Source organism: Streptomyces sp. NPDC006476 (assembly GCF_040612015.1).
Taxonomy (GTDB): Bacteria; Actinomycetota; Actinomycetes; order Streptomycetales; family Streptomycetaceae; genus Streptomyces; species Streptomyces griseorubiginosus_B.
On the sequence record NZ_JBEXPK010000003.1, the window covers coordinates 287,017 to 306,784 of the forward strand.

The following is a 19,768-nucleotide window of genomic DNA, read 5'->3' on the forward strand; positions in this document are numbered from 1 at the left end:
GCTGACTAACCTGGCCCGGTGACCATCGAGTTTACGCTCCTGTCCGCCGTCTCCCACCGGGGCCGGGAGATCACCGCGCCCCGGCTGCGGGGGCTGCTCGCGCTGCTGGCCGGGGAACTCGGGGCGGGGTGCGGCACGGCCCGGCTGGTCGAGGGACTGTGGCCGGAGGAGCGGCCGGAGAACCCGGCCAAGGCCCTGCAGATCCTCGTGTCGCGGGCCCGCCGTCAGCTCGGCGCCGACGTCATCGCCAGTACCCCCACCGGCTACCGGCTCGCCCTGCGCGAGGACCAGGTCGACACCGCCGCCGTCCGGCTGTTCGCCGCCGCGGCCGCCGAGAAGAGCCGCGCCGGGGACCACGCGGGCGCCCTGGCGGAGGCGGAGGAGGGGCTCGCGCTGTGGAACGGCGCCCCGGCCGTCGAGGCACCCGCTCTGGGCGACCCGGTCGCCGAGCTGCGTGCCGAGCGCGCCGGCACCCACCGCGCACTCGCCCGCTCCCGTGCCCTCGCCCTTGCCCGCACCGGCCGGCGCGAGGAGGCCGTCGGCCCGCTCACCGACCTGGCCGCCGCGCGGCCGCACGACGAGGAACTCCTGCTGGAGCTGATGCGCTGCCGCACCGCCACCGCGGGACCGGCCGCCGCCCTCGCCACGTACGCCACCCACCGGCGCCGTCTGCGCGACGAACTCGGCACCGACCCCGGGCCCGCCCTGCAGGAACTGCACCAGGAACTGCTGCGCGGCGAGGCCCCGGCCGTCCGGCGCGGGGTACCGCACGAACCCAACCCGCTGCTCGGCCGGGACGCCGACGTCGCCGCCGTGACCCGCCTGCTGCACGGCGCCCGCGTCGTCTCCGTCGTCGGCGCCGGCGGTCTCGGCAAGACCCGCCTCGCGGCCGCCGTCGCCCGCGACGCCGAACAGCGGATGGTGCACCTGGTGCCGCTCGCCGGTGTCCGCCGCGACGCCGACGTGGCCGCCGAGGTCGCCTCCGCGCTGGGCGCCGGCGAGAGCCTGCGGCCCGGTGGGGGAGGTGACGCGGTCACCGGGATTCTGGGCACCCTCGGTGCCGGGCCCGCGCTGCTGGTCCTGGACAACTGCGAGCAGGTCGTCCAGGGCGTCGCCGACCTCGTCCAGGCGCTGGTGTCGCGGACCAGGGACCTGCGCGTCCTCACCACCAGCCGTGCCCCGCTCGGCCTGTCCTCCGAGACCATCCACCCCCTGCCCGAACTCGATCTCGCCACCACCGTCGAGCTGTTCCAGCAGCGGGCCCGCGCCGCCCGCCCCGACGCCGACCTGCCCGCCGACACCGTCGCCGCCCTCTGCCGCCGCCTCGACGGACTGCCGCTCGCCGCCGAACTGGCCGCCGCTCGGGTGCGGGTGATGTCGGTCGCCGAGATCCACAGCCGGCTTCAGGACCGCTTCGCGCTGCTGCGGGGCGGGCGCCGGGACGCGCCCGAACGCCATCGCACCCTGCACGCCGTCGTCGACTGGAGCTGGAACCTCCTCGACGAACGCGGGCGGTCCGCGCTGCGCGCCCTCTCCGTCTTCCCGGACGGCTTCACCGCCGGCACGGCGGAGCAACTCGTGGGCGATCCGGACGTGTTGGAGATCCTCGAGGACCTCGTCGACCAGTCCCTGCTCAAGGTGACCGAGCTCAAGGTGACCGACACCGCGACCGGCACCCGCTTCCGGATGCTGGAGACGGTACGGGAGTTCGCCGCCGCGCACCGGGCGGGGGCCGGGGAGGACGCGGCCGTCACGGAGCGGTTCCTCGGCTGGGCGCGGGAGTTCGGCGTCGCCCACCACGACGCGCCCTTCGGGGCCGAGCCGTTCGCGTCCTGGCGGCTCGTCCGCGCCGAGCAGGACAACCTCGTCCACGCCCTGCGGCGCGCCCTCGACCTCGGGGACCAGGACACCGTCGTCGCGGTCACGGCCGTCCTGGGCAGCCTGTGGTCCACCGAGGCCGGCGCCAACCACGCCCGCCTCCTCGCCCTCACCGAGGACACCGCACCGCTGCTCTCCCACTACCGGCCCGCCCCCGGATACATGGAACCCGCGCGCACCGCGGCGGCCCTGCTGGCCGCCAACTCCCTGCTGGGCCTCGGCCCCGGCGCCGGGCGGGTCCTCGTCACGCTGCGCCGCCTGCCGCCCGCCCCGCCGGACACCGTCATCCGGGCCGTGGCCGGCGTGCTGAGCGCCCTTCCCGAGATGCTCGCGCCCGGCGGCCGCCGCGTCCTCGACGCACTGTGCGACAGCGACCGGCCCCTGCTCGCGGCCATCGCCAACGGCGCCGCCAGCTACGTCGGTGAGCACGACCGGGACCCCGAGCGGGCCCTCACGGCCGCCCGCCGGATGCTCGACGCGGTCGCCGGCCAGGACATCCCGCTGCTGCGGATCTGGCCGCGGGCCCGGTTCGCCGAACTGTGCCTGCAGACGGAACGCGGCGCGGAGGCGATCGGACCGATGAGGGCCGCCCTCGAAGCCCTCGAGGAGTTCGGCGAGTGGACCGACACGATCGGACTGCGCTGGGGGATCATGCTCGCCAACCTGCAGGCCGGGGACATCGACGAGGCGGAACACTGGCTGGAGCAGGCGCTGCGGCACCAGCCCGAGGGCGCCGTGTCCGACCCCTTCACCCCCGACCTGGGAGCCCGCGCCGAGATGGCGCTCGCGCGCGGCGACATCGAGACGGGACTCGGCCTGTGGCGCCGGGCCCTGGACCGGCTGACGCACACCGCCGACCCGGCACCCGGCGGGGAACCGGTGATGGAGGCCTGGGGACCGGAGCTCCAGGCGGTCGCCGTGACCGCCCACGCCCGTTACGGCCGCACCGACCTCGTCGACCGTCTCCTCACCGCGTTCCCCGGCCGCGTCACGCACCTGCTGGCCCGCTCCCCGGCCGCCCGGCCCGCTTGCTTCCCGCTGTGCGGCGCGCTGCTGCTCGCCCTCGGCACGGCCGACCTGGCGCAGGGGGACACGGGCGGCGTACGGCTGATCGCGCTCGCCGAGCGGCTGCGCTACCTGCGCAACTTCCAGCCCACCATGTCCCTGGCCCGGGCCCGCGAGGACGCCCGGAATGCCGACAGGGCGGCGTACGAGGACGCGGTGTCCCGGTACGCCGCCCTGGACGACGACGGACTGTGCGAGGCCGCGCTCGGCCTGGTGCGGCAGCGGGTCACAGACTGACCGGCAGCGCCAGCAGGTGGAAGCCGTCGCCGGGCCAGTGCCCGAAGGCTAGTTCGGCCCGGTCCACGGCGAGCTTCGGGGCGGTGGGCCGCCGTACCACCAGCTCGTCGAGGACGACGCCCGTCACCAGCCGGCCGAGGGCCGCGCCGATGCAGTAGTGCGGGCCGTGCCCGAAGGCGAGATGGCCGTCGCCGCGGCCGAACTCCCGCGTGACGTCAAGGTGTTCGGGGGAGTCGTAGGCGGCCGGGTCGTGGTCGGCGGCGAACAGCGCGACCGTCACCGCCTCGCCCTTCCTCAGCAGGGTCCCGGCGAACTCGAAGTCCTCCGTGGCGTACAGGGTGGCGCCCATGCGCACCAGGGTGACGTACCGCAGGAGTTCGGGCACCGCCCGGCTGAGCAGCTCCGGCTCGGCGCGCAGCCGCTCCAGCTGGTCGGGGCTGTCCAGCAGGGCGAGCATCGCGTGCGCCAGGAACAGGGCGGGCGGGGTGATGCCGGTGTTGATCAGCAGGAAGAAGACGGTGACGATCTCGTCGTCGGTCATACCGCCGTCGGCGAGGAGCGCCGACACCAGGTCGCCGGCGGGCTCGGCCCGGCGCCGGGCGACCAGGTCCTTGGTGTACTCCACGAGCGCGCCGAGCCCTTCGAGGACCCGGCTGCCGTCGCCGTACGCGAAGTCCCGGATCCAGCCGCAGACCCTGTCCTGGTCGCCCGCGTCCACACCGACCAGCGCGCAGATCACCGCCGTGCTCAGCGGATAGGCGAACTCGCCCAGCAGATCCGCCTGTTCACGCCCCGCGAGGGTGTCGGCCAGGTCCCGTGCAGTCTTCTCCACGAAGGGGCGCAAGGCGGCCACCCGGCGGGCGGTGAAGGCCCGGGTGAGGGGGCCGCGCCGTCTGCTGTGCTCGTCGCCGTCGAAGAGGGCGAGGTGGCCGGAGAGGTAGCGGGCGTACTCGGGCGGGAGACCGTCGGCGCCCTGGGCCAGCAACTCGGCCTGGGGGTCGGGCATGTCGGAGCCGGAGACCGTCGACCGGTCCCGGACCAGGCGCGGTTCGGTGAGCGCGGCCTTCACGTCCTCGTGCCGGGTGACCAGGCGCACGGGGGTGCTCAGGCCCGGCAGGACGACATGGCCGAGGCCGGGCCGGGAGCGCAGGCCGGCGTAGGCGCCGACGGGGTTCTCGACGAGTTCGGGGGTGAGGGACACGGCGTTCATGGCAACTGCCTTTCTGCGGAGGGAGGTTCAGCGGAGGTCGCGGTCGAAGAGGCGGAGGGACCACACGAGGCCGAGGACCGCGATCGCGATGCTCCACGCCACCGCCATCCAGCCGTTGTGCCCGATCGGCGTGCCGGTCAGCAGGCCGCGCACGGTCTCGATGACCGTGGTGAAGGGCTGGTACTCGGCGAACCAGCGGATCCAGGACGGCATCGAGCCGACCGGCACGAAGGTGCTGCTGACGAAGGGCAGCAGGAACGAGATCGGCAGCGGGGCGTTGCTGGCGCCCTCGGGCGTCCTGCTGATCAGCCCCAGGGCGACCGAGAGCCAGGTCAGCGCGAGAACGAAGAGGACGAGCAGACCGCAGGCCGCCAGCCATTCGACGGGGCCCGCGTCGGGCCGGAACCCGATGGCCAGGGCGACCGCGGTGACCAGGGTCAGGTTGATGACCGTCTGGAGGACACTGCCGACCACATGGCCCACCAGGATCGACGCCCGGGAGATCGCCATGGTGCGGAAGCGGGCGACGATGCCCTCGGCCATGTCCGTGCACACGGCGACCGCCGTCGGCACCGACCCGGTGCCCGCCGTCATCAGCAGGATGCCGGGGACGAGATAGGCGAGATAGGCGGTGCGGCCGCCGCCCTGGCCGATCCCGGCGCCGAGCGCGGAGCCGAAGACGTACACGAACAACAGCAGCAGGAAGACGGGGATGAGCGCGACCTGGAGCGTCATCGAGGGGTAGCGGCGGGCGTGCAGCAGGTTGCGCCGCAGCATGGTGAGGGAGTCGCGCAGGTGTGGGGTGGCGGGCTGGACGGCGCTGCTCATCGGCTCTGCACCTTCTCGTGCTCGGGGCGGCCGGTGACCGCGAAGAAGACGTCGTCGAGATCGGGGGTGTGCACGGTGAGGGAGTCCACGGCGACACCGTGCGCGTCGAGGACGTCCAGCAGGGCGCGCAGGGTGTGCACGCTGCCGTCGCCCGGCACCTGGAGGGTGAGCGCCTCGTCGTCGCGCAGACCCATGTCCAACACCCGGGCGGCGCGGTGGAGTTCGGCCGGGTCGAGGAACCGGAGGCGGACATGGCCGCCGGGGACGAGACGCTTGAGTTCGTCGGGCGTGCCCTCGGCGACGATCCGGCCGCCGTTCAGCACCGCGATGCGGTCGGCGAGTTGGTCGGCCTCCTCCAGGTACTGCGTGGTGAGGAGCACGGTGACCCCGCCGTCGACGAGGTCGCGCACGATCCGCCACACGGCGTGCCGGGAACGCGGGTCGAGCCCCGTGGTCGGCTCGTCGAGGAAGATCACCCGGGGTGAGCCGATCAGCGTCATGGCGATGTCGAGGCGCCGCCGCATGCCGCCGGAGTAGGTGGCGGCGGGCTTCCGCGCAGCCTCCACGAGGTCGAAGCGGGCCAGCAGTTCCGCGGTGACCCGGCGGCCCTCGGCGCGGGGTAGGTGGTGCAGGTCCGCCATCAGCGCCAGATTCTCCTCGCCGGTGATCAGCTGGTCGACGGCGGAGAACTGGCCGGTGACGCCGATCGCGGCACGTACGGACTGCGGGGCCTCGCGCACGTCGTGCCCGGCGACGCGGGCCTCGCCGGCGTCGGCGCGGATCAGGGTGGACAGGATCTGGACGGTGGTGGTCTTGCCGGCGCCGTTCGGGCCGAGCAGCGAGAAGATCGTGCCGCGCGGGACCGAGAGATCGATGCCGTCGAGGACGACCTTGTCGCCGTACGCCTTGCTCAGGCCGGTCACCTCGATGGCCGGTGTCGTCGTCTGGTTCATGCCGCAGAGCGTGCCGGGGGCCGGCTTCAGGGCGGCTTCACGGCGGTTTCAGCGGGAGCCGCGGGCTGAAACCGGCGGCCCCCCGCTGGGGGTGGGGGAGAAAGGGCCAGCCGGCGTCGGAGGCGTTCAGGCGGTACAGGCCGCTGTAGGCGCTCACCGCCGTGCCGTGCTTCTTCACCCAGGTGGCGATCTGGGAGTTGGTGGACTGACCGCGGTTCGAGGCCCGGTGCCTGCCCTCCTGGGCCGGCGCGGGAGGCGGGGCGAGGGTTGTCATGACGCGTTCTCCAGTTCGCTCATGGCCATGACGATCGGGGCCCTCGCTGTGGGCTCGCTGAGCGGCCGCTGAGCGGGCAGTGGGAATCAGTGGACTCACAGGTCGGTCACAGACCGATACCGCCTCGGTGCATACCGGATTTCGCCAGGTTCCCGACTGAATCCGGAAACACATGCGGTCTAGAATCTGCACCCAACGATCCAGTCCCGAAGGGCGTTCGGCGTTTTGATACGGATAGATTCAGTCACCAAGCGCTACCCCGATGGCACGGTGGCGGTCGACAACCTCTCCTTGGAGATACCCGACCGATCCATCACGGTCTTCGTGGGCCCGTCGGGCTGCGGCAAGACGACGACACTGCGCATGATCAACCGGATGATCGAGCCGAGCGAGGGCACGATCACCATCGACGGCAAGGACATCAGCCGGCAGCCCGTGAACACGCTGCGCCGGTCGATGGGGTACGTCATCCAGAACGCGGGCCTCTTCCAGCACCGCACGATCATCGATAACATCGCCACCGTGCCCCGCCTGCTGGGCTGGGACAAGGCCAGGGCCCGGGCGCGCGCCCGCGAGTTGATGGAGCGGGTCGGGCTCGACGGCTCCCTCGCCAAGCGGTACCCCTACCAGCTCTCCGGTGGCCAGCAGCAGCGCGTCGGCGTGGCCCGGGCGCTCGCCGCCGACCCGCCGGTCCTGCTGATGGACGAGCCCTTCTCCGCCGTCGACCCGGTGGTGCGCAAGGGACTCCAGGACGAACTCCTGCGCATCCAGGACGAGTTGGGCAAGACCATCGTCTTCGTCACCCATGACATCGACGAGGCCGTGAAGATCGGCACCATGGTCGCCGTGATGCGCACCGGCGGCCATCTCGCCCAGTTCGCCCCGCCCGCCGAGCTGCTCACCGACCCCGCGGACGCCTTCGTCGAGGACTTCCTCGGCGCCGACCGGGGCATCAGGCGCCTGTCCTTCTTCTCCTCCTCCGGCCTCGACCTGCTGACCACCCCGATCGTCGCCGTCGACGCCACCGCCGAGCAGATCGCCGCCCGCACCTCCAAGGACGTGCCCTACCTCCTCGTCACCGACGTCGACGGCCGTCCCCTCGGCTGGAGCGAGCCGGCCGCGCTGACCGCCGGGTCGGTCGACCCGGCCCGACTCCTCTCCCACGGCCGCCCCTTCGAGCACGGCCGGGAGTCCCTGCGCGCCGCCCTCGACGGTGCCGTGCTCTCGCCGACCGGCTGGGCCGTCGCGGTCGGCGCCGACGGCCGGGTCACCGGCGTGGTCTCGCAGCAGACCATCGGCGAGGCCATCCGCGCCGCGCACGCAGAGGGCCGCACGGAAAAGGTCGCCGGATGAGCGGCGGCCTCTTCGACATCCCGAGCGACCTGCAGAACACGTACTGGGGACTGGTCGGACTGCATCTGCGCGAGGCGCTGATCCCGGTCGCCGTCGGCCTGGTGGTGGCGCTGCCCGTCGCCCAGCTCTGCGTGCGGCTGCGATGGCTGTACCCGCCGGTGCTGTGGGTGACGACCGTCCTCTACGCCATCCCCTCGCTGGCCTTCTTCGTCGTGCTCATCGACTACACCGGCCAGACCGAGACCACCGTGATGATCCCGCTGGGCGTCTACAGCCTCGTGGTCTTCGTCCCGGCCATCGTGGACGGCGTCCGCTCGGTCCCGCAGGAGACCCTGGACGCGGCCACCGCGATGGGCCTGGGACCCGTACGACGCTACTTCCAGGTCCAGTTGCCCATCGCCGCGCCCGCCATCATCGCCGGCCTGCGCGTGGCCACTGTCTCCAGCATCTCCCTCGTCAGCGTCGGCATGCTGATCGGCAACCAGGGCGGGCTCGGCAACCTGCTCAACGACGGCATGATCTACCACCAGTCCCGGCTGATCTGGCTGTCCGTGGTCGGCACGGCCGTCCTCGCCATCATCGCGGACGCCCTGCTGGTCCTCGTGCGGGTCCTCGTCACCCCCTGGATGCCGCGCGGAAACCGCAAACCCCGCCCCGTCGACGAACCCGAACCCCTGCAGGCCGCCCTGGAGGACGCCGTCCGATGAACGTCCTCCACTTCATCAACAACTTCTTCAGCGACAGCGCCCACTGGCACGGCTACGACGGCATCCCCACCCGGCTGCGCGAGCACATCCAGTACTCCCTGATCGCCCTCGCCATCGCGGCCGCCATCGGCCTGCCGGTCGGCCTGCTCACCGGCCACACCGGCCGGGGCGGCAACACCGTCGCGTTCATCGCCACCGCGGGACGGGCGCTGCCCAGCTTCGGCCTGCTGGTGCTGATGTTCGTCCTGCTGGGACTCGGGCTCACCCCGGTGATGATCCCGCTGGTCGTGCTCGCCGTACCGCCGATCCTGGTCACCACCTACGAGGCGGTGCGCTCCGTCGACCCGTCCCCGGTGGACGCGGCCCGCGGCATGGGCATGGCCGAGTCACGGGTCCTCTTCCAGGTCGAACTCCCCGTCGCCCTCCCCCTGATCCTCAGCGGCCTGCGCTCGGCAGCCATCCAGATCGTCTCGACGGCCACGATCGCGGCCTACGTCTCCCTCGGCGGCCTCGGCCGCTACATCGTGGACGGCCTCTACCAACGCAATTACGAGAAGGTGGTGGGCGGGGCGACCCTGGTGGCCGTACTCGCTCTGGTGACACTCGGGTTCTTCTGGCTGGTGGCACGGTTCACCGTGTCACCCGGGGTACGCAGAAGCGCCCCATAGGGGCGCGGGGCTGTACTCGATTTGCGGCTGCCGCCGCGCGGGCGCGACAAGCCTCCACCGGACCCGCAGACAAAGCGGAACCGATGGGGGCCCGTTACGTCACCCTCCGCTTCGCGCCAACGCCTGCTCCAGCACAACCAGCAGAGCGTCCCGCACAGACCCCCGCTCCCGCGCGTCGAACACCACCACCGGCACCCGCTCGGCGACGTCCAGCGCCCAGCGGACCTCCTCCAGCGTGTGCTCGACCTTCCCGTCGAACGCGTTGACGGCGACCGCGAACGGGATCTGCTTGTGCTCGAAGTAGTCCACGGCGGCGTAACAGTCGTCCAGACGGCGGGTGTCGACGATGACCAGCCCGCCCACCGCGCCCTCGACGATGTCGTCCCACATGAAGCCGAACCGCTCCTGACCGGGCGTGCCGAACAGGTACAGCTTCAGCGTCGGGTCGATGGTGATGCAGCCGAAGTCCATCGCCACCGTGGTGGTGGTCTTGCGGGGCGTGTGGCTGAGGTCGTCCACGCCCGCCGCGACCTCCGTGATGGCGGCCTCGGTGGTCAGCGGCTCGATCTCGGAGATCGAGCCCACGGCGGTGGTCTTGCCCACGCCGAAGCCGCCCGCGATCACCAGCTTGACCGGCAGCGGCGGTGCTACGGCGGCCGCCGGGGCGGCCACGGCGGGGGCGGCCGGTTCAGTCCGAGTCACGGAGTACCCCTCGGGAGTCGGGGATGGCACGCAGGGCCTCGATGACCCTGCGCAGGACGGAGGCGTCGTGGGTGACGCCGGAGTCGGGCACGTGCACCGTCAGGTAGCCGGCCGCACGCAGGTCCTCGGCGAGGACCCGGACCACGTTCAGGTGCAGCCGCAGCCGGGCCGCGAGTTCCGCGACGGACTGCGGCCGCCGGCAGGCGGCGACGATGTCGTGCTGCTCGAAGTCGAGTTCGTCGAGCACGACGAGACCCTCGGCGGTGGCCACCACCTGGGTCTCCACCGGCACCGGCCGGCCGGCCGCGGTGGGCGCGACGCGGCCGGCGGTGACCAGGAACGGCCGTACGGCGGGGGCGGGGCCGACCGGGTCCGGGTCGCCCGGCGGTGGGGAGCCGTCCGCCATGGGGTGTCTTCCTCCTCGATCGCGCCCTCAGGACGGGTCCCGGGGGCGGCAACCGGTCAGCGCGCGGATGCCGCGCCGACGCTGTTCTTGAGCTGGAGCACCAGCTGGGGGCTGAGGGCGCTGCCGGCCCGGTTGGCGAACAGCGTCATCTCGTAGGCGATGTTGCCCAGCTTGGCCTCCTTGTCGGTGACCACGCCGAGCACGGCGCCGCTGCCGATCGCGGAGACCAGGACATGGCCGCCCTCGAGGTCGATGATGACCTTGTTGAGGGCGCCCAGGCCGTAGTTGCCGGAGGCACCGGCGGCCAGGGACGTGATGCCGGAGACGATCGCGGCCAGCCGCTCCGAGTCGGCGTGCTCACGCAGCTCGGAGACGGCGATGAGCAGTCCGTCGGAGGAGACGGCGATGGCGTCCACGACGCCCGCGGTCTCGGTCGCGAATCGGTTCAACAGCCAGGTGAAGTCGGCTGCCGCGGCCTGCAGTTCGGCCGGCGTGGTGGCTCCCGCAGGGGGAGTGTCACCTGTCGACGTGCTCACTGCTCGGCTCCTTCCGGGAGGTGGTTCTGGTCGTGCGGGTCCGTGGTCCGACGGGCGGCACCGGACGTGGCGTCCGCACCGCCGGCATTGCCGTTGGCCGCGACGGCACTGTCGCGGTTGGCCCGTTCCACGGCGGCCTCGAACTCGTCGAGTGCGTCGCGGACGGCGTCCGCGTCGGCGGGCCGGGCGACCTGCCGCGCCGCGTGCTGGGCTGCGTCGACGGTCGTACGGAGGGTCGCGCCCTTCACCCGCCGCCGCAGCGGACGGACGGAGCCGTCACCGGGGAACGCCGGGTTCGCGCCGCCGCTCGTGCCCTCGGCGGACAACGCCGTCTCGCCGCCCGGGGCTCCGCCCGACGATACCCAGTCGCCGGCACCGGAACGACGCGAGGGGCTCATGTCCTCAGCGGGCCGCGCGGACAGCGCCTCCTCGCTCCAGTGGGAGCGGGTCGGGAGGGCGGGCTCATGGGAAGCCGGAGCGTCCTCGGCGGGGCGGGCGGACGCCGGGGCGTCGGTCCAACCGGAACGCGGTTCGCCGACCGCCTCGTGCGCGTGCGAAGTGTCCTCGGGGCGTGGGTCGGTGTCCCTGGCCCAGCTCGGGCGGGTCGCCTCCTTCGCCCTGGACTGCGGCGGTGCCTCGCTGCGGGCCGGGGGGATGAAGGGGGTGCGTTCACCGGTGGGCGCGTCGGCCGGAGTTGGGGCATCGGCCGGAGCCGGAGCCGCGGCAGCCGGCCGGGACGAGGAAGCGTCCGTGCCCGTGGGGATCTCGCGGCGCGGCACGCGGCGGGGCAGCGGCCCCGGCTGACCGCCCCGCGCGGTGTCGGACGACAACCGGGTGTTCTCCTCGACGGCGGACGACGACCGGGGTCCGGACGCGGCTGCCGACTCCGAGGCGATGGAGCCCCGTCGGCCGGTCGAACCGCCGACGGCGACCTCCACCGGGCTCATCGCGAGCAGCAGCGACGGCGGCACCGTCACCTCGGCCGTCACACCGCCGCCCGGGGTGCGGGAGAGATTGACCCCGACGTCCCAGCGCCGCGCCAGGGTGCCGACCACGAACAGGCCGAGCACCTTCGTCGGTACGACGTCCAGTCGCTCGCGGCGGATCAGCCGGCCGTTCTCCTCGGCGAGCCGGTCGGCGCTCATCCCGAGGCCGTGGTCGGCGATGACGATCGCCGCGCCGCCCGGCGCCTCCTCACCGGAGGTGTCCCGCACGTACACCTCGACGGGGCTGCCGGCGGGCGAGAACGACACCGCGTTCTCCAGCAGTTCGGCCACCATCAGCGTGAGGTCGCCGATGATGTCCGGCTCGACCATGACCTCGGTGCGCGCGTGCAGCCGTACCCGCTGGAAGCCCTCGATCTGGCCCAGCGCGGCGCGTACGACGTTGGTCAGCGGCGTCGGTCCGGAGTCCAGGACCGTCTCGCGGATACCGGCGAGCAGCATCAGGCTGTCGGCGTTGCGGCGCAGCCGGACGGCGATGTGGTCGATGGAGTAGAGGCGCTCCAGCAGGGCAGGGTCGGTCTCACCGCGCTCCACCGCGTCGATCAACGCGAGCTGACGGGTCGTCAGGTTGCTGACGCGGCGGCCCACGTTGCCGAACATCTCGGCGACGTTGCGCCGGCTGAGCACCTGGCGTTCCAGCAGGGCGATGGAGGTGGTCTGCACGCGGTTGAACACCTCGGCCAGCTCACCGATCTCGTCGTTCGCGGTGACCGGCATCTCCCGCAGCTTCGGCGGGCTGTCGTCCTCGGCGTCGTCGTCGGCGACCCGGGCCAGCTCGCGCCCGGCCACGTCGGCGACCTCCTGCGCGGCACCGGTGAGGGCCTGCACCGGACGTACCACCGAGCGGCGCACCAGCACCGAGAAGGCGATCCACAGCGCGAAGCCGAGCAGACCGATGGCGAGCAGCAGTCCGGCCCGCCACGTCGCGTCGCTGGAGGCGCGGTCGGCGCGGTTGGCGATCTGGTCGATGAGCGAGGTGGTGATCTTCAGCCGGCTCTGCGCCTGCTCGGGGTACGAGGGGTAGTCGCTGAGGGCGTCCTGGAACGCGGCCTTGATGTCGGCGGGCGAGTTGGCCTGCAGGGTGCTGGGTGCGACCTGGAGTTCGGCGTACGCCTCGGAGATCTCCCGCATCGCGTCGGTGTGTTCGACGCCGGTGAGCTCGTCGGCCTGGTCGGCGGTGGCGAACCGGGCGAAGCGGTCGGCCTGGTTGCGGTAGAGCTCGTAGGCGCCGACGGCGGTGGTGAACTCGATGAGCGCGTTGGTGTCACCGGTCGTCGCCGAGAACACGCCGGTCTCGAAGGAGCCGTGCGCGGCGTCGGCGCGCAGCAGGGAGTCCAGGAGGTTGCCGGTGAAGGTGGCGGCCAACTCGGCGTTGCGGTCCAGGCCGAGACCGTCGATCAGGGTCTTGGCGGCGTTGTCGTAGGCGGGGTCGATGTTGCTGGCGGGCAGATAGCTCTGCTCGACCGTCCCGCGCAGACTGGTGAGGCCCTCGACCTCCTTCAACGCCTGCGCCTCGCTGTCCGGCAGCTCCCCGCCGAAGACCGACCGCACCTTGGCGATCTGGTCGTCCACCGCCCGCTGCGCCTTGCGGTAGGCGGTCCGGGTCGACTCAGTGCCCTTGCCGCCGGCCTCGTAGCGGACGGAGAGCAGGATCGCCAGCTGGTGCTCGCTCTCAACCTCGTTGACCAGGGTGGCCACCTGCTCGCTGTTGCGCACCAGATCCGCTGCGGACGAGGCGTCCTGGGCCTGGCCGATCTGGCCGGCGATCAGATAGGAGAGCAGGGCGGCTACGACGGCCAGCGGAACGCCGACCAGGAGGTTGAGCTTGCGCCGGAACGGCCACCGGTCGGCAAACCCCCGGATGCCGCCTCTCGGCGACGGCGGGGCGGGCCGGGCGGTCGCGTCCACCTCTTTCGTGGACACCGGGCCTCCTTCGTGCGGTCTCGGCCGCGCGCGACGACGCGCCTTGACCGATTCTGATCGATGACTGGATCATGAGGAATGGTGCGGATGACACCGCAGCGGCCCCCGCACACCGCTGTGACCGACGCCAACTGCGGTGAGACTACCGTCTCTTTGAATGATCAAGGGCGTCGCCCTACGTCAAGAATCCGTTACAAAGCGCCTCTGCTTCCGCTTCAGTCTGTTCACACCGCATTCACAACCGATCACGCATTGAGGCCAATTGGTGACCAGACTGCTCTTGACTGAGGGAGAACCGGCTGGATTGGATCAGTTGCAGCGCTTGCTTCTCATCAATCCCCCGAGTCCGGAACGGGAATCGTGACTTCCAAAGCCCCACGCCCCAGGTCCTTCAGGAGCTACCCCGCGGCGGCCGTCGCGCTCGCCGCGACCACGGCCCTGCTGGCGGGATGTGGTTCCTCCTCCTCCGACAGCAAGTCCTCCGACCCGCTGCAGGGCGGTAAGTCGGACGGCAAGTCCGTCGTCGTCGGATCCAACAACTTCGCCGAGAGCATCCTGATCGCCGACATCTACGGCGAGGCCCTGAAGGCCAAGGGCGTCAAGGTCACCTACAAGCCGAACATCGGCAGCCGCGAGACGACGTACGGGCTGCTGAAGAACGGCTCCATCACCGTGCTGCCGGAGTACAACGGCGCGCTGCTGGCCTACCTCGACCCGAAGGCCGCGCCCAAGACGGTCGAGGCCACCACGGCCGCGATCGAGGCCAAGCTGGACTCCAAGCTGACGCTCCTGGACCCCGCCTCCGCGCAGGACAAGGACTCCGTCACGGTCAACAAGGCCACCGCGGACAAGTACAAGCTGACCAGCGAGTCCAGCATCGCGGACCTCAAGAACGTGGCGAAGGACCTGACCATCGGCGCCTCGCCGGAGTTCCAGACCCGGCAGCAGGGCCTGGTGGGCCTGAAGTCGGTGTACGGCCTGGAGTTCAAGGGCTTCAAGGCGCTGGACGCGGGCGGCCCGCTGACCCTGGCGGCGCTGAAGAAGAACACCGTGCAGGCCGCGGACATTTTCACCACGGACCCGAACATCACCAAGGAGAAGTTCGTCGTCCTGCAGGACCCGCAGAACCTCTTCGGCTTCGAGAACGTCCAGCCGCTCGTATACAAGAGCGGTCTGTCCTCGGACGGCGTCTCCGCGCTGAACGCGGTCTCCGCCAAGCTCGACACCAAGACCCTGCTCGACCTGGACTCGCAGGTCCAGCTCGAGAACAAGGACCCGCTGGACGTCGCCAAGGCCTGGCTGAAGACGGCCGGCCTGAGCTGAGCCCTTTCGCACGGTCCGGCGCGGGTGCCCCCGTCACGGGCGGCACCCGCGCCTGCCGCCGTTCAGTATCCGACGCGGAAACTACGCAGATCGGCGGAGTCCCACACAGGGATGTACTGGCTGACGTACGTCCAGTCGGTGCCGTTGAGGTCGGTCGCCGGCACCACGAACGTGCCGTCCTGCTTACGCTTCGTTCACCCTGCCGCCCCCTGTGGGAGCGGTGTGCGGATCGAGGTCCGCCCGCGCCCGGGCCGCCGCGCCGACGGCAACCGCGTCCTCGCCCAGACCGGCCGGCAGCACCCGCAACGGGCGTCCGCTGACCGGGGGTTCGGCGTTCAACGCCCGCCGGACGGCGGGCTCCAGGAGCGACCAGGACCGGCTGACACCGCCGCCGATCACGAAGGTCGTCACGTCCAGCAGGCCGGCCGTGACCAGCAGCGCCCGGGCCACCGCGGCGCCCGCCGCCTCGAACACCGCGAGCGCGTCGGGATCACCCCGGCCCGCCGCCTCGGCGACTCCGCGGCCCGCGCCGGCGCGGCCCGTGCGCTCCCGGTACCGGGCGGCGATCGAACGACCCGAGGCCAGCGTCTCCAGATGGCCTCGGCCTCCGCAGGTGCAGGCCAGTTCGCCGAAGCCGGGCACATGACCGATCTCGCCCGCCGCGCCCTCCGGCCCGTCGTACAGGGCGCCCTTCAGCCACAACGCCCCGCCGACCCCGGTGCCGAGCGTCATTCCGAGCACGTCCGGCTCGCCCGCCACCGCCCCGGCGGTCACCTCGCCGCGCAGGAACGCGTTGACGTCGTTGTCGAGGAACGCCGGTACGCCCAGGCCCCGTTCGACCGCCGCGGTCACCTCGAAACCGGCCCAGCCGCGAAAGGAGTCGCTCGCCACCAGCACCCGCCCGGCCCGCGCGTCCACCACCCCCGCCGCCCCCACCCCGACACCGAGCAGCCGCGCGGGCGTACGGCCCAGCAGACGCCGTACGGCATCCAGCGCGGCGCCGACCATCGCCGCCCCGCCCTCGGCCGCGGGCGTCGCCACCTCCAGACGGTCCATGATCCTCAAGTCCCCCGCGCACAGCAGCACTTGGGTGGTCGTGCCGCCGATGTCGACGCCCGCGACCACCTCGGGAGCACGCGTCACGCGGTGGCCCCCGTCCGGTCCTCGGCCCGCCGGCGCCGCTGCAGCACCGGATCCGGTACCGGCACCGACGCGATGAGCCGGCGCGTGTAGGCGGACTCCGGTCGCAACAGGGTCGTCATGGTCGGCCCCTCCTCCTCGACGCACCCGTCACGCATCACCACGACCCGCTGCGCGAACTGCTGCACCACCGCCAGATCGTGCGAGACGAACAGGCACGCGAACCCCAGCTCGCCCTGCAACTCGGCGATCACCTCCAGCACCGTCTGCTGCACACTCACATCCAGCGCGCTCGTCGGCTCGTCCGCGACCAGCAGCCGCGGCTCAAGCACCAGCGCCCGGGCGAGACTGACCCGCTGCCGCTGCCCACCGGACAGCTCACGCGGCCCACGCCCCGCCAACTCCCCGGACAGCCGCACCCGTTCGAGCACTTCGGCGACCCGGGCGCGCCGCTCGGCCGCCGACATCCCCCGCCGGTGCATCCGCAGCGGCTCGGCGACGCACTCCCCGACACTCATCCGCGCGTCCAGCGAGGCCACCGGATCCTGCAGCACCACCCCGACCCCGGACAGCAGGGCCCGGCGCGCGCGTCCCCGGGTGCGGCCCAGGTCGGCACCGAACAGCGACACCGACCCGGACGCGGGCGCCACCAGCCCCAGCGCGACGCGCGCCGCGGTCGACTTGCCCGACCCCGACTCGCCCACCAGCCCGACCGTCTCGCCGGCCCGCACCGAGATCGACACCTCGCGCAGCGCCCGTACGGTACGAGGACCACGGCCGAAGTTCACGGACACGTCCTGGAGCCGGACCACCGGCTCGCCCTGCGCCGAAGGGGCCGGCGGAGCCTTCGGCTCGTCGACCACCAGGCGCGGCACCGCCGCCAGCAGCTTCCGCGTGTAGTCGTGCCGCGGCCGCAGCAGCACCTCGTCCACCGGCCCGCTCTCCACGATCTCGCCCCGCAGCATCACCGCCACCCGGTCCGCGAAGTCGGCGACCACGCCCATGTTGTGGGTGACCAGCAGCACCCCGGTGCCGGAGTCGGCCGCCAGCCCCCGCAGCAGATCGAGGATCTCGGCCTGCACGGTGACGTCCAGCGCGGTCGTCGGCTCGTCCGCGATCAGCAGACCGGGCGAGTTGGCGATCGCCATCGCGATCACGACGCGCTGCCGCTGGCCGCCCGACAACTGGAACGGAAACGCCTTCGACCGCCGCTCCGGCTCGGGAATGCCGACCCTGCGGAGCAACTCGACCGCCGCACCGGCGGCCTCGGCGCGGGAGAGGGGATGGTGGTTGCGGATGACCTCGGCGATCTGCGCACCGACCCGGGTGAGCGGATCGAGGGCGGTGGCCGGCTCCTGGAACACCATCGACGCCGTACGACCGCGCAACCGGGCGAGCTCTCCCTCGCCGGCCCCGACGACGTCCCTGCCGTCGATCCTCACCCGGCCCGAGACACGGGCGTTGCCCGGCAGGAGGCCCATCGCGGCGAGGGCGACGGTGGACTTCCCGGAGCCGGACTCGCCGACGAGGGCGAGGGTTTCACCCGTATGCACGTGCAGTGATATGTCACATAGCGCCGACACGTCACCCGTCTCGGTCCCGAACGTGACCCCCAGCCCCTCGACCTCCAGCACCTTCTCCGCCGGCACCTTCGCCCCCTCCCGCACCTTCTCCCCCTCCGGCACGTTCGCCCCCTCCACCGCCTTCCCTGCGTCCTTCACCCACGCCCCCTCACGTCGAAGGCGTCCCGCAGCCCGTCCCCGACCGCGTTGAACGCGCACACGACGAGGATGATCGCGAGGCCCGGCGGAACGATCAGCCACCAGCGTCCCGAGTACGCGGCCGTCAGACCGGCGGACAGCATCCCGCCCCAGTCGGTCTTCGGCGGCTGGACACCGAGGCCCAGATACGAGACGTAGGCGACGAGCAGGATCGCGTCGGCGACCTGGAAGGTGGCCGCGACGACGATCGTGGACACCGAGTTGGGCAGGATGTGCCGGCGGATCGCCCGGCCGTGCGTGCCGCCGGTCGCGCGCAACGTCAGTACGTAGTCACGGCCCTTCAGCGTCAGCGTCTCCGCCCGCACGAGCCGCGAGGGCACCAGCCAGGACACCAGTCCGAGCACGAGGATCAGCCCGAGCGTGTCCGGGGTGGTGATCGCCGACACGACCAGCAGGATGAACAGCGCGGGAATCGCGATGCCCGCGTCCACGATCCGCATCATCACCGCGTCCACCCAGCCGCCGGCGTACCCGGCCACGGCACCCCACACCGTGCCGATGACGGTGGCGAGCACCCCGGCCGCGAGCCCGACGAGCAGGGAGACCTGCCCGCCGTACATCAGCCGCCCCAGCTCGTCGTGGCCCACGGCGTCCGTACCGAGCAGATGGGAGCCGCCGGGCCGGAGGTTGACCTGGGTGAGGTCGGTGTGGGTCTGGTCGGTGGAGTACAGCAGGGGGCCGACGAAGCAGAGGAGCAGGAAGAGGACCACCACCGCGAGACCGGCCACGGCCAGCTTGTTGCGGGTGAACCGGCGCAGCGAGAGACGATGGCCCGCGAGGGGGTCGGTCGTCGGCGTGGTGGTCTGCAGGACGGCGCTCATGCCTGGCCCGCCTTCACTCGGGGGTCGACGACACGCTGGACGACGTCGGCGAGCAGCGTGCCCACGACCGTGGCGACGGAGATGACGAGGACGCAGCCGAGCAGCACCGGATAGTCCGACGACTGCGCGGCGGACCAGAACAGCAGCCCCATCCCCGGGTAGTTGAAGAGCTGCTCGACGACCAGGGCGCCCCCGAACAGGACGGGCACGTAGTAACCGAGCATCGCGATCACGGGCGTGAGCGAGTTGCGGAAGACGTGCCGGAAAAGGATCGCGTACTGCCGCGCACCGCCCGCCCGGGCGGTGCGCACGTAGTCCTCGGCCAGATTCTCCAGCGTCGCCGCCCGCATGTACCGGCTGAAGACCGCCACCATCGACGCGGCGCCCGTGATCACCGGCAGCACGAGCGCCACCGGATCGCCGAGCACCTGCCCGAGCGTGTCCCCCTGCGGCGCCTGGGAGGGGAACCAGCGCAGCGTCTGGGTGAAGACCAGCACCAGGATCAGGCCCAGGAAGTACACCGGGGTCGAGTACGCGACGAAACTCAGCGTCGTGATCACGTAGTCGGCGGGCTTGTTGCGCCGCACCGCCTGCCACATGCCCAGCGGGATCGCGAGGAGCAGCCCGACGAGCGCGGACAGTACCGTCAACACCAGTGTCTTCGGCAGCCGTTGCCCGATCAGCTGGGAGACGGCCTCGTTGAGCGTGTACGACGTTCCGAGGTCCCCGTGCAGCAGGGTGCGCAGGTAGTAGAGGTACTGGAGGGGCAGCGGACGGTCCAGCCCCTGGTCGTGGTTGAACGCGGTGATCTGCTGGGCGGTCGCCTGCGGTCCGAGGATCCCGCGCGCGGGACCCCCGGGCAGCGCGTGCAGCAGGCAGAAGACCACGACCGTCACGATGAGGATCACCGCGAGGGCCTGGAGCGTCCGCCGGGCCAGGTAGACGAGGGTCTCCATGGC

The 19,768-nt window shown here is 72.1% G+C and carries 17 protein-coding genes; 5 read left to right on the top strand and 12 right to left on the bottom strand.

The window, feature by feature from the left end; all coding sequences use genetic code 11:
• The first annotated feature begins 18 nt into the window (after positions 1-18).
• Positions 19-3,180 (top strand): BTAD domain-containing putative transcriptional regulator, encoded by a 3,162-nt coding sequence (locus ABZZ74_RS05240; protein WP_356761967.1) that lies wholly within the window; start codon positions 19-21, stop codon positions 3,178-3,180.
• Here the strand turns inward: ABZZ74_RS05240 and ABZZ74_RS05245 are convergent.
• From ABZZ74_RS05245 to ABZZ74_RS05260, 4 genes are read right to left on the bottom strand one after another with little or no spacing between them, the layout of a single operon-like run.
• Positions 3,170-4,390 carry a cytochrome P450 gene (locus ABZZ74_RS05245; RefSeq protein ID WP_356761968.1) on the bottom strand — a complete coding sequence of 407 codons (1,221 nt, stop codon included), beginning with the start codon at positions 4,388-4,390 and terminating at the stop codon, positions 3,170-3,172. The genes ABZZ74_RS05240 and ABZZ74_RS05245 overlap by 11 nt on opposite strands.
• A 27-nt stretch (positions 4,391-4,417) precedes the next feature.
• Complete coding sequence (locus ABZZ74_RS05250; RefSeq protein ID WP_356761969.1) at positions 4,418-5,218, bottom strand: ABC transporter permease; 801 nt, start codon at positions 5,216-5,218, stop codon at positions 4,418-4,420.
• Positions 5,215-6,171 carry an ATP-binding cassette domain-containing protein gene (locus ABZZ74_RS05255; protein WP_356761970.1) on the bottom strand — a complete coding sequence of 319 codons (957 nt, stop codon included), beginning with the start codon at positions 6,169-6,171 and terminating at the stop codon, positions 5,215-5,217. The genes ABZZ74_RS05250 and ABZZ74_RS05255 overlap by 4 nt, the downstream gene beginning before the upstream one ends.
• A gap of 37 nt (positions 6,172-6,208) precedes the next feature.
• On the bottom strand, positions 6,209-6,445 hold the full coding sequence (locus ABZZ74_RS05260; RefSeq protein WP_356761971.1) for a hypothetical protein: 237 nt from the start codon (positions 6,443-6,445) through the stop codon (positions 6,209-6,211).
• Between the two features lie 225 nt (positions 6,446-6,670).
• Here ABZZ74_RS05260 and ABZZ74_RS05265 point away from each other — a divergent pair, with 225 nt between their 5' ends.
• The 3 genes from ABZZ74_RS05265 to ABZZ74_RS05275 are packed head-to-tail and all read left to right on the top strand — an operon-like array spanning position 6,671 to position 9,173.
• Positions 6,671-7,798, top strand: coding sequence for an ABC transporter ATP-binding protein (locus ABZZ74_RS05265; protein ID WP_356761972.1), 1,128 nt, complete (start codon positions 6,671-6,673; stop codon positions 7,796-7,798).
• Positions 7,795-8,505 (top strand): ABC transporter permease, encoded by a 711-nt coding sequence (locus ABZZ74_RS05270; RefSeq protein WP_356761973.1) that lies wholly within the window; start codon positions 7,795-7,797, stop codon positions 8,503-8,505. Before ABZZ74_RS05265 ends, ABZZ74_RS05270 begins: the two co-directional genes overlap by 4 nt.
• A complete protein-coding gene (locus ABZZ74_RS05275; protein WP_356761974.1) occupies positions 8,502-9,173 on the top strand; it encodes an ABC transporter permease in 672 nt (223 codons plus the stop codon). The genes ABZZ74_RS05270 and ABZZ74_RS05275 overlap by 4 nt, the downstream gene beginning before the upstream one ends.
• 99 nt (positions 9,174-9,272) lie before the next feature.
• Here ABZZ74_RS05275 and ABZZ74_RS05280 read toward each other — a convergent pair whose 3' ends face one another.
• From ABZZ74_RS05280 to ABZZ74_RS05295, 4 genes are read right to left on the bottom strand one after another with little or no spacing between them, the layout of a single operon-like run.
• Positions 9,273-9,875 carry an ATP/GTP-binding protein gene (locus ABZZ74_RS05280; protein WP_133041588.1) on the bottom strand — a complete coding sequence of 201 codons (603 nt, stop codon included), beginning with the start codon at positions 9,873-9,875 and terminating at the stop codon, positions 9,273-9,275.
• Positions 9,862-10,281: a DUF742 domain-containing protein gene (locus tag ABZZ74_RS05285; protein WP_133041589.1), complete on the bottom strand. Its 420-nt coding sequence runs from the start codon at positions 10,279-10,281 to the stop codon at positions 9,862-9,864. The genes ABZZ74_RS05280 and ABZZ74_RS05285 overlap by 14 nt, the downstream gene beginning before the upstream one ends.
• 56 nt (positions 10,282-10,337) lie before the next feature.
• Positions 10,338-10,817, bottom strand: coding sequence for a roadblock/LC7 domain-containing protein (locus ABZZ74_RS05290; RefSeq protein ID WP_133041590.1), 480 nt, complete (start codon positions 10,815-10,817; stop codon positions 10,338-10,340).
• Positions 10,814-13,744, bottom strand: coding sequence for an ATP-binding protein (locus ABZZ74_RS05295; RefSeq protein WP_356761975.1), 2,931 nt, complete (start codon positions 13,742-13,744; stop codon positions 10,814-10,816). Before ABZZ74_RS05295 ends, ABZZ74_RS05290 begins: the two co-directional genes overlap by 4 nt.
• A gap of 360 nt (positions 13,745-14,104) precedes the next feature.
• On the opposite strand from ABZZ74_RS05295, the gene ABZZ74_RS05300 reads away from it, so the two are divergent.
• Positions 14,105-15,067: an ABC transporter substrate-binding protein gene (locus tag ABZZ74_RS05300; protein WP_356761976.1), complete on the top strand. Its 963-nt coding sequence runs from the start codon at positions 14,105-14,107 to the stop codon at positions 15,065-15,067.
• Between the two features lie 183 nt (positions 15,068-15,250).
• On the opposite strand, the gene ABZZ74_RS05305 is transcribed toward ABZZ74_RS05300, so the two are convergent.
• The 4 genes from ABZZ74_RS05305 to ABZZ74_RS05320 are packed head-to-tail and all read right to left on the bottom strand — an operon-like array spanning position 15,251 to position 19,765.
• Entirely contained in the window at positions 15,251-16,210 is a 960-nt protein-coding gene (locus ABZZ74_RS05305; RefSeq protein WP_356761977.1) for an ROK family protein, read from the bottom strand.
• Positions 16,207-17,874, bottom strand: a complete 1,668-nt coding sequence (locus tag ABZZ74_RS05310; RefSeq protein ID WP_356762062.1) for an ABC transporter ATP-binding protein — start codon at positions 17,872-17,874, stop codon at positions 16,207-16,209. The genes ABZZ74_RS05305 and ABZZ74_RS05310 overlap by 4 nt, the downstream gene beginning before the upstream one ends.
• A gap of 50 nt (positions 17,875-17,924) precedes the next feature.
• On the bottom strand, positions 17,925-18,809 hold the full coding sequence (locus tag ABZZ74_RS05315) for an ABC transporter permease (protein WP_356761978.1): 885 nt from the start codon (positions 18,807-18,809) through the stop codon (positions 17,925-17,927).
• Positions 18,806-19,765, bottom strand: coding sequence for an ABC transporter permease (locus ABZZ74_RS05320; protein WP_356761979.1), 960 nt, complete (start codon positions 19,763-19,765; stop codon positions 18,806-18,808). Before ABZZ74_RS05320 ends, ABZZ74_RS05315 begins: the two co-directional genes overlap by 4 nt.
• Positions 19,766-19,768 lie beyond the last annotated feature (3 nt).